Origin of the sequence: Marinobacter sp., from assembly GCF_965229985.1 — a bacterium.
Lineage (GTDB): Bacteria > Pseudomonadota > Gammaproteobacteria > Pseudomonadales > Oleiphilaceae > Marinobacter.
The window spans coordinates 1,622,031-1,635,625 of sequence record NZ_OZ245935.1 but is presented as its reverse complement, the minus strand read 5'-3'; the positions used below and the strand labels follow the sequence as shown (position 1 = coordinate 1,635,625).

The following is a 13,595-nucleotide window of genomic DNA, read 5'->3' as shown; positions in this document are numbered from 1 at the left end:
ATTGCTGTAAGAAATAAGCCTGGCTTATGCGTTTGGATAAAAGAACTTTATTTGCTTCATGATAAGACTCTGTTTAGCTTGACGGATAACCATCACAGGCGCGAGCCGCCTGGAACCCCATCAAACAAAAATGGAGAGTTCATGAAAGCCATCCTCTGCAAGGAATATGGTCCGGCCGAGACGCTGGTCATCGAAGATGTTCCCAGTCCTGAGGTGAAAGGCCGCGGCGTGAAAGTACGCGTAAAAGCCGCCGGCCTGAATTTCCCGGACACCCTCATTATTGAAAACAAATACCAGCTGAAGCCGAGCCTGCCTTTTTCCCCGGGTGGTGAAATGGCGGGTGAGGTTATCGAGGTTGGCGACAAGGTAACCCGTTTCAAAGTGGGCGATCGTGTCGCAGGGCTCACCGGTTATGGCGCCTTTGCAGAAGAAGTGATCGTACCGGAGCAGAACCTCCTGCCGGTTCCTGATGGCATGTCTGATGAGAAGGCGGCCGCCTTCACCATGGTTTACGGCACCTCCTATTACGCGCTCAAACAGCGCGGCAACCTTCAGCCTGGCGAGACGCTTCTGGTGCTCGGTGCCAGTGGTGGTGTTGGTCTGGCAACGGTCGAGCTCGGCAAGGCCATGGGTGCAAAGGTGATTGCGGCCGCCAGTTCCGCCGAAAAGCTTGCGGTTGCCAAGGAAGCCGGTGCTGACGAGCTGATCAACTACACCGAAGAGCCTCTCAAAGACGCGGTCAAGAAGCTAACCCACAGCAAGGGCGTGGATGTGATCTACGACCCGGTTGGCGGTGACTTCACCGAACAGGCTCTTCGTGCCATGGGCTGGAATGGCCGTCATCTGATCATTGGCTTCGCCGCCGGTGACATCCCGAAGATCCCGGCGAATTTGACCCTTCTGAAAGGCTGTTCCGTGGTCGGCGTATTCTGGGGCAGCTTCACCCAGCGCGAACCGGAGGCCAGTGCCCAGAACATGATGGAGCTGATGAAGCTCTATGCCGAAGGCAAGATTGATCCGAAGATCAGTGCTGTTTACGAATTTGAGGATTACGCAAAGGCACTGGGGGCTTTGACCGAGCGGAAAGCGACCGGCAAGGTGGTGTTGAAGGTCGGCTCCTGAGTCTGGTCTGGCTCCTGCCCCAGCCTTCTGGGGCTTGGAGTGGGTGAAAGTGGGCGGCCCCTCCCAAAAACCGCTACGAGCACCCCTACGGGGTCCAGCCAGCAATCACAGATTGCTGTCGTTCGGCTGTCGCATGAAGCTTCGCTTCATAAACGCTCGGCCTCACCCATGTGCGCTTGGCGTCGGCCATCCATGGCCGCCGACATTTTTGGGAGGGGCCGCCCACTCTCACCATCCAGCTTTGGAGTTATAGTCTGTAGGTCGGATTAGACGAAGTCGTAATCCGACAACGAATCTAATAGGTCGGTGTGTTTTTTGTCGGATTACGGCTGCGCCTAATCCGACCTACTGGACTTTTAATCCGATGTGAAAATTCCTTGGACTATAACTCTGAGCTTTGATCGCCGGCTTCGGGCCGTCTGCCCAAAAATGTCGCCGGCCATGGATGGCCGGGGTCAAGCGCACATGGATGTGCTCGTAGCGGTTTTTGGGCAGACGGCTCGAAGCTGGCAACCCCGAAGCCTGGAAGGCTAGGTCAGGACTAAAAACCAAACGAAACAGTCAGAACGGGACCGAACCCGAGTTAATCTCCGAAACCAGCTCCGTAGTCAGCAGGGAATACCCGTCAGTCCCGGGCAACCGGGCATAGACATTCTCGCCGTCTCCCAGCGAATAACCCGCTTTCTGGATATCCACCTTCCGGTACTTGAAGGTCCCGGTTTTCTCGATTGCGTGGGTTACTCGCGCGAACACCGGCACTGCATAGGCCGGCAGGTTATCCCGGAGATACGTGAACAGTTTGTTGACGTCGAACGAGGTGCCGTTGCTCTTAGGAACCAGCGTCACCATGCCAGCCTTGCCGTTGGTGCCGGGGATCTCGACGCCGTAGACGATGGCTTCCTCCACCATCCCGGAACCGTCGATGATGTTTTCCACTTCCGTCGTTGAGACATTCTCGCCTTTCCAGCGGAAGGTATCGCCCATGCGGTCAACGAACTGCAAGTGGCCGCAGCCGATTTGTTTAAGGACATCCCCGGTATTGAACCAGGCGTCGCCTTTCTTGAAGGCGTTGCGGAGGATGGATTTTTCCGTGGCGTCTTTCTGGGTGTAACCCTCGAATGACCACTTCTCGGTGATCTCTCCGATCAACAGGCCGGGCTGGCCCTTGGCCACTTCCTTCATGAAGCCTTTGTCGTCACGAATTGGATCCCGGGTGCCATCGTGGAATTTCACCAGCTTGTACGGGGCGGTGGAGAAACCCACGGTGTTATCCATGTTGAAAAAGTTGCTGAAGCCGATGTTGCCTTCGCTGGAGGCATAGAGTTCCGCCACGGTTTCGATGCCGAAACGCTCCTTGAATTCCTTCCAGATGGAGGGCCGCAGGCCGTTGCCGATCATTTTGGTGAGGCTGTGATTCCGGTCCTGCTCGCTCGGTGGTTGATTCAACAGGTAGCGGCAGAGTTCGCCGACGTAGCCGAAGGTGGTGGCGTGGTAGCGGCGGACATCGTCCCAGAAGGCGCTGGCGGAGAACCTACGGCGCAGGGCAATAGCGGAGCCGCCGGCCAGTACGGAGCCCCAGCAGACCAGCAGTGCGGTGCCGTGGTAAAGGGGGAGGGTGCAGTAGAGAACATCCTCCGGCTTCATCGCCAGAGACATCAGGCCGAAGCCGCCATAGGCCTTGATGAACTTTCGGTGCGAGCCCGGGGCGGCCTTGGGCAGGCCGGTAGTGCCGGAGGTGAACAGGTAGATGGCTGTGTCACCCATTGTCGGGGGATCGCTCAGAACCGGCTCATCGCTGTTGAAGGTGCTCACCTCTCCGGCCATGTTGGTGTAGCCGACCGGCGCTTCGCCAAAGGCGTTTAGCGTGTTGGTATCTGCCAGAAACTGGAATGGTTGCGGATGGTCGGTGTTGATCTCTGCCTTGATGCCGTCAAAGGCCTCCATCAGCTCTTCGCCGACAACAACCAATTTCGGTTTAATCAGGTTGATGCTGTGTTCGAGTACTTTGCCCTTCTGGGAGGTATTGAGCATGGCGCAGGCGACGCCGAGTTTGGCGGCGCCGGCCACCACGGCCAGCAGTTCGGGACGGTTCTCCAGAAATACCGCGATGGCATCGCCTTTGGCGAGCCCCTGGTCCTGCAGGTAGCGGGCGATACGGTTAGCCCAGCCGTTGAGCTCGCTCCAGGTGATTGAACGGTCCTCAAACAGAATGGCTGGCCGGTTACCCACATTCCGGGCGTTGTTTTCGACAAGCGTGCCGAGAGTGAGCTCCCGGTTTTCGTTTTTCAGGGCGTAGTAGTAGAGGCCCCGGGTAATCGCCGGTAGTCGACGAAAAACCCCGGGAAGGCTGCGGGCGATGTCCAGTGCGGATACGTTGTCTTGGCTCATGGTCTTTCCATTGGTCCCTTTTATTGTGTGGACTATGGGCCCGTAACAACGCATGCCTCGGGCTCAGTCCAGAAACAGATCCGGCATCAGGGGCTTGTCGCCCGGTTCGTACCGGTAATGCTCGAAGTCAGTAATACCGTCCTGCCTGAGCAGGTCCTCGTCGATCAGGTTCTGGCCGGTCATGGTGTCAGGCGACCGGTTCAGGATGCTGACGGCGGCATCGGCCATGATGTCCGGCTTCCTGCCCTGGGCCATCATCTTCGGGCCGCCCACTTCAAACTCGATGGCCGCCGTGGCGATCAGGGTTTTCGGCCACAGTGTGTTAACTGCGATGCCGTAACGCTTGAATTCCTCCGCCATGCCCAGGCTCAGCATCGTCATGGCGTATTTTGTGGTGGTGTAGGGCCCATACTGGGCGAACCACCGGGTATTCAGGTTGAGGGGCGGCGAAAGGCTCAGGATGTGGGCTTGGTCCGACTCCTTTAGCCAGGGCAGGGCGGCCTGGCTGCAGGCCATGACGGCCCGGGCGTTAACCTGATGCATCAGGTCGTAACGGCTGACTTTCAGGTTTTCCACCCCGGTCAGTTTTATCGCACCGGCGTTATTGACCAGCGCGTCAATGCCGCCAAAATGTTCGCCAGCTTCATCGATACGCTGGCGAATCTGCTTCTCATCCCGGACATCCAGAACCAGTGGCAATGCCTGGCCGCCGGCTTCACGCACTTCCTTGGCCACCGTATGAATGGTGCCGGGCAGTTTGGGGTGTGGCGTGTCCGATTTCGCGGCAATCACCACGTTGGCGCCCTGCCGGGCACAGGCGAGGGCAATGGCCCGACCAATGCCCCGGCTGGCGCCGGTGATAAAAACGGTGCGGTTACGCAATGTGCTCATGCGTTGCTCTCCTGTTCGGCCGTCTCGTTGGCGGTAATCTCAACCAGCAACTGGCTTCGTTTCACCTGGTCGCCCTTGCTGGCCTGGACCGCGCCGACAATGCCGTCTCGGTCGGCTTTCACCGGATGCTCCATTTTCATGGCTTCCAGTATCACCAGCGTATCGCCCTGACGAACGCTCTGGCCAGCCTCGACCAACACATCAATGATGGCGCCATCCATGGTTGCCTGGATTCGGCCACTGCCGGCACCCCCAGCACCCTGCGCAGGCTGGTGGGTAACATCCCGCACCGACCAGGATTGCCCGAACGCCTGCAAATATAGAGAATCGCCCTGGCGGTGATATTGGCAAGTCTGACGAACGCCGTTGTCGATAATGCATAAAAGGCCATCGCGCTGGCCTTCAAGTACCAGGGAATGCCGGGTTTCACCCATACTGACAGACAACCGGTTGCCGCTGCGGGTAGCCAGTAACTCGACGGTGGTTTCGCCGGTTTCCAGCTTGATGGGTGTCATGGTGGCCGGCGCATTGCTCCAGGCGCTCTGGCCTGAACTGCCATGGTCGAGTACGCAGGCGGCCAGGGCCAGTTGGCGAATGTCCAGAGTCTGCGGCTGCAGGGACGGATCATCGCCGAAAGCCTGCTGCAGGAAGGCGGTGGTGGCCTCGCCGGCGCCGAAAGTGTCGTTGGCAATGATACGGCTCAGGAAGTGGCGGTTGGTGGTAACGCCGAACACCGTGGTGTCCTCCAGGGCCCGGATCAGGCGGCGACGGGCTTCGTCCCGGTTCTGGCCCCAGGCAATGACCTTCGCCAGCATGGGGTCGTAATGGGGCGTGATGTTGTCTCCGGAACGAACGCCCGTATCGTATCGAAGGCCTTCCCCCTCGGCGGGTTCAAAGGCATAAAGGGGGCCGGTCTGGGGCGTGAAACCCTGGGCAGGGTCTTCCGCGTAGAGCCGTACTTCAATGGCGTGGCCATTCAGGCGGATGTCGTCCTGGGCCAGGGGTAACGGGAGCCCCTCGACAACGGTGAGCTGCCAGGCCACCAGGTCCTGGCCGGTAATCAGCTCGGTGACCGGATGCTCCACCTGCAGGCGGGTGTTCATTTCCAGGAAATAGAAGTTGCGGTGTTTGTCCACCAGGAATTCGACGGTGCCAGCGCCTTCGTAATGGCAGGCCAGGGCCGCTTTGACCGCAGCCTCGCCCATGGCCTGGCGCAGTTCGGGTGTCACAAAGGGGGAGGGGGCTTCTTCAACCACTTTCTGATGTCGGCGCTGCACGGAGCAGTCCCGTTCGCCCAGATAGACGGCGTTGCCGTGGCAATCGGCAAATATCTGGATTTCCACGTGCCGTGGTTCAATCACGGCTTTCTCGAGGATCAACTCGTCGTCGCCGAAGGCCTGCTTCGACTCGGAGCGGGCCCGCTTGATGTTGTCGGCCAGGTCTGACTCGCTCTCAACCAGGCGCATACCGCGTCCACCGCCGCCGGCGGAAGCTTTGATCATCAGGGGATAGCCAATGTCTTTGGCGGCTGCAATGAGTTCGTCGTCGCTGGCGTTGTTACCTTCATAGCCGGGCACCACGGGCACTCCAGCTTCCTGCATGGCGATTTTGGATCGGCGCTTGCTGCCCATCAGTTCGATGGCGGAGGCTGGCGGGCCAACGAAGACCAGGCCGGCGTCTTTGCAGGCATTGGCGAAGGCAGCATTCTCGGAGAGGAAGCCGTAGCCGGGGTGGATGCAGTCGGCGCCGGTTTTGCGGGCGGCATCAAGGATGGCATCGCTGTTCAGGTAGGAGGCGGATACCTGAGCCGGGCCAATGCAGACGGCTTCGTCGGCCATTTCCACGTGCATGGCTTTGGCGTCGGCTTCGGAGTAGACGGCCACGGTGCGGTAACCCAGGGCTTTCGCTGTGCGGATGACCCGAACTGCGATTTCGCCTCGGTTGGCTATTAACAGTTTTCTCAACATGTTTTTGTTTTCCCCTGTTGGAGTACGCCGCGAGGCCGTGAGCGGTCTGGCTTCCAGAAAACCGCTACGAGCACATCCATGTGCGCTTGGCGTCGGCCATCCATGGCCGCCGACATTTTCTGGCAGCCAGACCGCTCCCGCCCTCGCTCCGCGTCATTCGGAGTTTTCTGCCCAAGCCGGTGCGCGTTTCTGCATGAAGGCCATGGTGCCTTCCGTGCCCTCACTTCCCCGGATAGCTTCCGCGAATTTCTCAGCCGCGCTGTCGAGCAGGCCGCTCATCGGCTCATGACCAACCCGGTGCAGCAACGCCTTGGTTTCAGATGTAGCAACCGGAGCGCAATGGCGAACACGATCCAGAGCGCTGGCCAGCATCTCTTCCAGTTCATCATCGGAAGATGCCGCCTGGTGAACGATGCCAAGACGGCAAGCCTCGTTCGCATCGATTCTCAAACCGAGCAGGGCCAGTCGCCGGGCCTGTGTGAGGCCGATTCGTTCAACCACGAACGGTGCAATCTGGGCGGGAATGACGCCGAGGGAGGTTTCCGGCATGCCGAATTTTGCCGTCGGCCCGGCGATGGCAACGTCAGAAACGCAGGCCAGGCCGAAACCGCCGCCCATGACGGCACCTTCGGTGACCGCGACAACGACTTTCGAAGATTCGTTGACCTGTTGGATCATCTGGCCGAAGGCCCGGTTCAGGCGGTAGAACGGATCGGCCTCACCTTCGGCTGCTTTCTGGCCCCGGGCACCTGCCATGTCTTTGATATCGCCACCGGCACAGAAATGACCACCGGCACCCCGGATTACGACGGCGCGGATGTGCAGGTCGCTCTCGATCTGGGTAAGTACAGCCGAAAGCTCCGCCACCATTTCCAGGCTCATGGCGTTTCGAAGGTCCGGGCGGTTAATGGTGATGAACAGGGTAGGGCCCTGTTTTTCCAGTAAAAGTGTTTCGCAATGTGGTAGCTGATCCATACATAACTCCACTATTCAGGCATGGAGCGAGCACGCTTTCAGAGCCTGTCGATTCGTAGGTCGGATTAGCCGAAGGCGTAATCCGACAACCCAAGTTCGGGGCCGTCAGGCCGGTAGTTCTGTCCAGGACCGTTGAGGGCCATGGATGGCCCGATCGAGCCCTACACGGACGTACTTGCGGGCGTGTCCTGGACAGAACTACCGGCCTGACGGCCATGCACCGTATGTCAGTCGCGCTTCTTGCCCGGCAAAGTCCCCATCATCTTGCAGATAATCCCGAGCATGATTTCATCGGCACCACCGCCAATGGACACCAGCCGAACATCCCGGTGTGCCCGGGAAATCGGGTTATCCCACATGTAACCGTTGCCGCCCCAGTACTGCAGGCAGCTGTCCGTTACCTCACGCCCCAGACGCCCGGCCTTGAGCTTGGCCATGGACGCCAGACGGGTCACATCCTTGCCGTCAACGTGTAGCTCGCAAGCCTGATAGGTGAGGGCGCGCAGGGCCTCGACCTCGGTTTGCAGCTCAGCCAGGCGGAAATGGATGACCTGGTTATCGATCAGCGGTTGGCCGAAGGTCTTGCGCTCGCGGCAGTACTCGATGGTCTTGGTGATGCAGTTTTCCAACGCCTTGATCACGTTGGCGGCACCCCAGAGGCGCTCCTCCTGGAACTGCAGCATCTGCATCATGAAACCGGTACCTTCGGCGCCAATGCGGTAACGCTGGGGCACACGGACGTCGTCAAAGAAGATCTGGGCGGTTTCCGAGGAGCGCATGCCCAGTTTGTTCAGGTGCGGGCTGAAGGAGATGCCCGGGGTTTTGGTGGGCACCACGATCAGGGATTTGTTCTTGTGGGGCTTGTCGTCCGAGGTGTTGGCCAGCAGGCAGATGAAGTCGGACTTGGGGCTGTTGGTGATCCACATCTTGGAGCCGTTGATGATGTAGTCGTCACCGTCTTTCTTGGCGGTGGTTTTCATCCCTGCCACATCAGAACCCGCGCCGACCTCGCTGACGCCAATGCATCCCACCATGTCGCCGGCAATGGCCGGGGCCAGGAAGCTGCGTTTCAGTTCATCGGAACCAAACCGGGAGATGGCCGGGGTACACATGTCGGTCTGAACCCCAATGGCCAGCGGAACACCACCACAATGGGCCATGCCCAGCTCTTCAGCCGCTACCAGGTTGTAGCTGTAATCCAGCCCCATGCCGCCATACTCTTCCGGCTTCTGGATGCCCAGAATTCCCAGGTTGCCGAGCTTTTTAAACAGCTCATGAATCGGGAATTCTCCGGCGGCTTCCCATTCGTCGCAGTGGGGGTTGATTTCTTTTTCCACGAAATCGCGGACGGTTTTTCGAAGGGCTTCGTGTTCGGCTGTGAATTTCACTTTCTTGTTCTCCTGCTGGTAGAGAGTCCGTGCCTTCTTTGTTTCGGTGCACGTTCTATAGCTTGGGTGGCAGGTGTGTGGGGCCGCTTCCAGAAAACCGCTACGAGCACATCCATGTGCGCTTGGCGTCGGCCATCCATGGCCGCCGACATTTTCTGGAAGCGGCCCCACACACCTGCCTATGTCTGTAAATTTGTTGCTGCCTGCTGGCAGTTTTGTTGTTCTTCCAAAACGATAACTCGTGGTCGACGAGAACCGGGGCGGAGGGCTTCCCAAAAACGTGGAGCGCCAGGGATGGCGCGACCGAGCCCTACAGGGACGTATTTACGGGCGTTTTTTGGGAAGCCCTCTGCCCCGGTTCCAGCCCCAAAGCTCGAAGGCCTGGAGGCGGGCCCCACCAAACCCAGAAAGCCTACAGGCGGGCCACCCCAAACGTATTAGGCCGCAACTGCCGAGCCTCGGCTTCCCGGCAAACGTCCAGAACCAGAGCCAGAACGCGCCGCGTATCCCGCGGGTCGATCAGCCCGTCATCCCACAAACGGGCCGTTCCGAACAGCGCCGTTGAGCCTTCCTCCAGTTTCTTCGCCGTGGCCTGCTCCAGAAAGTCCAATGTCTTCGGATCTGGCTCCATGCCCCCGCGGCGTTGCTTGTCTTCTGCCACGATGCGCATCACCTTGCCGGCCTGTGCCGGGCCCATAACTGCGGTTCGGCTGTTGGGCCAGGCGAAAATGAACCTGGGGTCCAAACCGCGCCCGCACATGGCGTAGTTACCTGCACCATAGGAACCACCAATCACAATTGCGACCTTTGGCACCCGACAATTGGCCACGGCCTGGATCATTTTTGATCCGTGTTTGATGATGCCGTTCTGCTCCGAGTGGGTGCCCACCATGAAACCGGTGGTGTTATGCAGGAACAGCAGCGGCGTTCCGGCTTGGTCGCAGAGCTGGATAAACTGGGCGGCTTTGGCGGAGCCTGCTGGCGTAATCGGGCCGTTGTTGCCGATGATGCCGACCGAATGGCCTTCAATCCGGATGGTGCCGCACACGGTCTGGTCGTCGAACTCGTTCTTGAAATCCATGAACTTGGAACCGTCGGCGATACGGGCAAGGATTTCGCGAACATCGTAGGGTTTCTTGGAATCCGCCGGAATCACGCCCAGCAATTCATCGGCCGGGTAGAGAGGTTCCTCCCACTGAAGCTCTCGCTGCGGTGGTAACTGCTCGTTCCAGGGCAGGGCTTCGAGGATGTTTCTGGCCTGGCGGATGCCATCGGCGTCGTCTTCGGCCAGGTATTCGGCGGTGCCTGCCACCGTGGCATGCATCTCCGCGCCGCCGAGTTCTTCGTCGGTGGCAACTTCACCGGTCGCTGCTTTCAGAAGCGGTGGGCCGGCGAGGAACATCTTGGCTTGCTCGCGCACCACGATCACATAATCAGATAGGCCCGGCTGGTAGGCGCCGCCTGCCGTGGCGTTGCCGTGGACCACGGTTACCTGGGGAATGCCGGCGGCAGACATGCGAGCCTGGTTGGCAAAGCCCCGGGCGCCCAGCACGAAAATATCTGTAGCATAATTCAGGTTGGCGCCGCCGCTTTCGGACATGGACACGACAGGGAGCTTGTTCTCCATGGCGATCTGCTGCAGCCGCAGCGTCTTGTCCAGGCCTGCCGGGGTAATGGTGCCGCCCTTGATAGCGCTGTTGCTGGCAACGACGAGGCAGCGTATGCCACTGACATAGCCAATACCGGCGATGATTCCGCCGCCGGCCATGCTGCCGTCCTTGTCGTCGTGCATCTTATAGCCGGCGAGGGAGCACAGTTCCAGGAACGGCGTTCCACGATCCAGCAACCGGTTGATGCGGTCCCGGGGGAGCAGCTTGCCCCGCTTGGTGAACTTCTCCCGGGCGGCCTCCGCCAGATCCAGCACCTTCTGTTCCACGTCTCGAAACGCGGTGATGTGCGCTTCCATGGCTTCGGCGTTGGCGCGGAAGTCGTCGGACTGGGAGGTTACGGTGGATTCAAGTACCTGCATGTTCGCTCCTCAGTCGTCGCTCAGAACTTTCGGGGTGATGGCCCGGTGAAAGCCGTTGTAGGGCTCGTTGTTCTTGGCCTTCGGCAACGGCCAGACCCGGCCACCCTGGGAGGCGCCGCCATCGATCCGCAGGCAGTCGCCACTGATAAACGCCGCCCCCGGACTGAGCAGGAAGCAGATGGCCGAGCTGACTTCGGATTCGGTACCCATCCGCTTGATGGGCACGTTATCGCCAAGGCTGCGGATCCACTGCTTCATGTGCTCGGGGTAATTGTCCATGCCACTGGAAGCAATCCAGCCCGGAGCAACCGCGTTAACCCGAACGCCGGAAGCGCCCCATTCAACTGCGGCTGTCTGGGTAAAGTTCACCATCCCGGCCCTGGCGGCACCGGAGTGCCCCATGCCGGGCATGCCGCCCCACATATCGGCCACGATATTGACGATGGCGCCCCCGGTTTTGGACAGTGCCTGAGTGTAGGCTTCCCGGGCCATCAGAAATCCGCCGGTCAGATTGGTGCGCACCACCGTCTCCCAGCCTTTCTGGTTGATCCCCGTCAGCGGTGCCTGAAACTGCCCGCCGGCATTGTTCACCAAACCATTCAGGCCGCCATGTTCGGCAATAATCGCCTTGGCGGTGGCTTTTACCGATTCCTCTTCCCGGATATCGCAGACATGAGCCGACGCAATACCGCCGTCCTCGATGATCTCCGCTTTTACCGATTCCACCTTCTCGACTTTGCGGCCCACCAGGGCAACCCGCGCACCCAATGCAGCAAGCTCATGGGCCGTGCACCGACCGATGCCGGAGCCGCCGCCAGTAACGATAAACACCTGGCCTTTAAACAGGTCCGGATGAAAAACAGATTGATAGCTCATTTCTCGAAAACCTTTCCCAATGTTCGGGCGCTCGGGTCGTTGGCCCCTCCCGGGACTGTGAGCAGCAGGGATGCTGCGATCAAGCTTACAGGGACGTATTCACAGCGTGTCCCGGGAGGGGCCAGCGGCCCGAGCGCGTGCTCCATGGTTTATTAGTTGATGATCTTTGAAGGAACAGGCACCGGAAACTCCAATAGCTGCTGGGCAAACGCCTTCCCCTGGGGATCAATCCGCAGGCTGGCCACGCCACCGCCGCCAAGACTGTGCTCCAGCAGGAAATTGATGGCATGCAACCCGGGCATGGCCCAGCGAGTGACCCGACCGGTTTCCGGATTCAGGGTATGGGCCATCCAGTCGGCAACGGCCGCTTCCGTCAATGCTGTCTCGATAAAGGGCAGATACTCCGGTTTCCGCGCGATCACGCCGATGTTGGTGTGGTCACCCTTGTCGCCACTCCGGGCCCAGGCAAGTTTCACCAGCGGCACGGTTGTATCCGTGGTGCCTGTCTCGTGTGTGAATGACTGGGGCTGGAGATCGCTATTATTGAAACCGCCGCTGGTCTCAACCTCAACGGTCTGCCGCTCGCCACCGAGATCCACCGATACCTCAACTTCTGTTTTCGGCACCAGGCACGAATACAACCGGATTTTCGGCCACACCGTGGGCCGCCCCCCGACAATTCCGGTAATCCCCGGCGCCATGCCCGTTGCCGCCTGGGCAATTTCCCGGGAAAACAGCACCAGGGCCTCTTTCTTGGGATGGGCCGTGCTGATCTTCACCACCACTTCCCGGCAGTCCTCGCCACGACCGTGAGCGCCATAGGTGGTTTCCGTGCCGAGTAGCTCGATACTGGTCTCACTGTAATCGGTCAGGCCGCGTTCGCTGAACATGCGTGAGGTCTTGGCCAGAATGGCCTGGGCCACCGTCTGTGCCTTGGCCCTGGCGTTCATGCCAGCCAGAAGGAATGTGACCGTGCACTTGAATCCATCCGGCCAGGTGCCCGATACCTTATAGCTGTCCGTGGGCGGAAGCCCTCGGGCACCCCGAACCTGAACCTGGTCGTTACCGGTTTCCTCCAGTTCAACCCCCGTGAAATCGCAGGTGACATCCGGCAGCAGGTAGGCTCTGGGATCGCCAATCTCGTAGACCAGCTGTTCGGCCACAGTGCCCCGACTGACCAGGCCGCCGGTGTCTTCGGGCTTGGTGATGAAAAAGCTGCCGTCGCCGCTCACTTCGGCGATCGGGAAGCCCATGTTGGCGTAGCCTCCGGCTACCTCTTCCCAGTCGGTAAAGTTGCCGCCGGTGGACTGGGCACCGCACTCGAGCAGGTGCCCGGCCAGGCTACCCTGGGCCAGTTTGTCGTAGTCTTGCCAGCTCCAGCCGAACTCGTGCACCAGAGGCGCCAGCACCAGTGCGCTGTCGGCAACCCGGCCGGTAATAACAATGTCGGCACCCTGTTCCAGGGCGGCAACCAGGCCAGGCGCACCGAGATAAGCGTTCAGGCTGACCATCATCGGTGGTATCGCCTGGCCGGAACCCATCTCCGTAACGCCCATGTCGGCGAGCTTTTTCTTCTTCATCAGCAGATCGTCGCCCATCACCAGGGCAATCTTCATCTCTACGCCTGCCTTTTCGCAGAGGGCCTGCAGGGCGTCGCGGCAGGCGACCGGATTCACGCCGCCTGCGTTGGCCAGAACGCGGATGCCTTTTTCCTTGATGTCACCGAGCAAGGGGCCCATGACCGTCTGGACGAAATCCCGCGCATACCCCTGGGTCGGGTCCTTCATTTTCTGGCCAGCCATAATGGACATGGTGATTTCGGCCAGATAATCGGCCACCAGATAGTCGATGTTGCCCTGATGAACCAGTTGCCCGGCGGCGGTTTCCGTATCGCCCCAGAAAGCGGCGGAGCATCCGATTCGAACGGTTTTTGGGGATTCAGCCATGTTTCTGTGCCTT

9 protein-coding genes are annotated in these 13,595 nt (G+C 59.8%); 1 reads left to right on the top strand and 8 read right to left on the bottom strand.

The window, feature by feature from the left end:
- Positions 1-141: 141 nt before the first annotated feature.
- The gene (locus tag ACO06L_RS07395) at positions 142-1,122 is read left to right on the top strand and encodes an NADPH:quinone oxidoreductase family protein (protein WP_202347696.1); all 981 of its coding nucleotides are present in this window, start codon (positions 142-144) and stop codon (positions 1,120-1,122) included.
- Positions 1,123-1,683: 561 nt separating this feature from the next.
- Here ACO06L_RS07395 and ACO06L_RS07390 read toward each other — a convergent pair.
- The 8 genes from ACO06L_RS07390 to ACO06L_RS07355 all read right to left on the bottom strand — a co-directional run bounded on the left by ACO06L_RS07390 (position 1,684) and on the right by ACO06L_RS07355 (position 13,582).
- Positions 1,684-3,510 (bottom strand): long-chain-acyl-CoA synthetase, encoded by a 1,827-nt coding sequence (locus ACO06L_RS07390; protein WP_202347695.1) that lies wholly within the window; start codon positions 3,508-3,510, stop codon positions 1,684-1,686.
- Between the two features lie 63 nt (positions 3,511-3,573).
- Complete coding sequence (locus tag ACO06L_RS07385) at positions 3,574-4,401, bottom strand: SDR family oxidoreductase (RefSeq protein WP_202347694.1); 828 nt, start codon at positions 4,399-4,401, stop codon at positions 3,574-3,576.
- A complete protein-coding gene (locus tag ACO06L_RS07380) occupies positions 4,398-6,368 on the bottom strand; it encodes an acetyl/propionyl/methylcrotonyl-CoA carboxylase subunit alpha (protein ID WP_202347693.1) in 1,971 nt (656 codons plus the stop codon). Before ACO06L_RS07380 ends, ACO06L_RS07385 begins: the two co-directional genes overlap by 4 nt.
- A gap of 153 nt (positions 6,369-6,521) precedes the next feature.
- Positions 6,522-7,343: an enoyl-CoA hydratase/isomerase family protein gene (locus ACO06L_RS07375; RefSeq protein ID WP_202347692.1), complete on the bottom strand. Its 822-nt coding sequence runs from the start codon at positions 7,341-7,343 to the stop codon at positions 6,522-6,524.
- Between the two features lie 227 nt (positions 7,344-7,570).
- On the bottom strand, positions 7,571-8,731 hold the full coding sequence (gene atuD / locus ACO06L_RS07370) for a citronellyl-CoA dehydrogenase (RefSeq protein ID WP_202347691.1): 1,161 nt from the start codon (positions 8,729-8,731) through the stop codon (positions 7,571-7,573).
- A gap of 412 nt (positions 8,732-9,143) precedes the next feature.
- Positions 9,144-10,760, bottom strand: coding sequence for an acyl-CoA carboxylase subunit beta (locus ACO06L_RS07365; RefSeq protein WP_064228613.1), 1,617 nt, complete (start codon positions 10,758-10,760; stop codon positions 9,144-9,146).
- Between the two features lie 9 nt (positions 10,761-10,769).
- Positions 10,770-11,636 carry an SDR family oxidoreductase gene (locus tag ACO06L_RS07360; RefSeq protein WP_202347690.1) on the bottom strand — a complete coding sequence of 289 codons (867 nt, stop codon included), beginning with the start codon at positions 11,634-11,636 and terminating at the stop codon, positions 10,770-10,772.
- A 152-nt stretch (positions 11,637-11,788) separates the two neighbouring features.
- Entirely contained in the window at positions 11,789-13,582 is a 1,794-nt protein-coding gene (locus tag ACO06L_RS07355) for an acyclic terpene utilization AtuA family protein (RefSeq protein ID WP_202347689.1), read from the bottom strand.
- Between the last annotated feature and the right edge of the window lie 13 nt (positions 13,583-13,595).

Bases quoted from the DNA above. Each gene is read 5' to 3' on its own strand.
- ACO06L_RS07395 (WP_202347696.1), top strand. From the start codon at position 142: ATGAAAGCCATCCTCTGCAAGGAATATGGTCCGGCCGAGACGCTGGTC.
- ACO06L_RS07390 (WP_202347695.1), bottom strand. From the start codon at position 3,510: ATGAGCCAAGACAACGTATCCGCACTGGACATCGCCCGCAGCCTTCCC.
- ACO06L_RS07385 (WP_202347694.1), bottom strand. From the start codon at position 4,401: ATGAGCACATTGCGTAACCGCACCGTTTTTATCACCGGCGCCAGCCGG.
- ACO06L_RS07380 (WP_202347693.1), bottom strand. From the start codon at position 6,368: ATGTTGAGAAAACTGTTAATAGCCAACCGAGGCGAAATCGCAGTTCGG.
- ACO06L_RS07375 (WP_202347692.1), bottom strand. From the start codon at position 7,343: ATGGATCAGCTACCACATTGCGAAACACTTTTACTGGAAAAACAGGGC.
- ACO06L_RS07365 (WP_064228613.1), bottom strand. From the start codon at position 10,760: ATGCAGGTACTTGAATCCACCGTAACCTCCCAGTCCGACGACTTCCGC.
- ACO06L_RS07360 (WP_202347690.1), bottom strand. From the start codon at position 11,636: ATGAGCTATCAATCTGTTTTTCATCCGGACCTGTTTAAAGGCCAGGTG.
- ACO06L_RS07355 (WP_202347689.1), bottom strand. From the start codon at position 13,582: ATGGCTGAATCCCCAAAAACCGTTCGAATCGGATGCTCCGCCGCTTTC.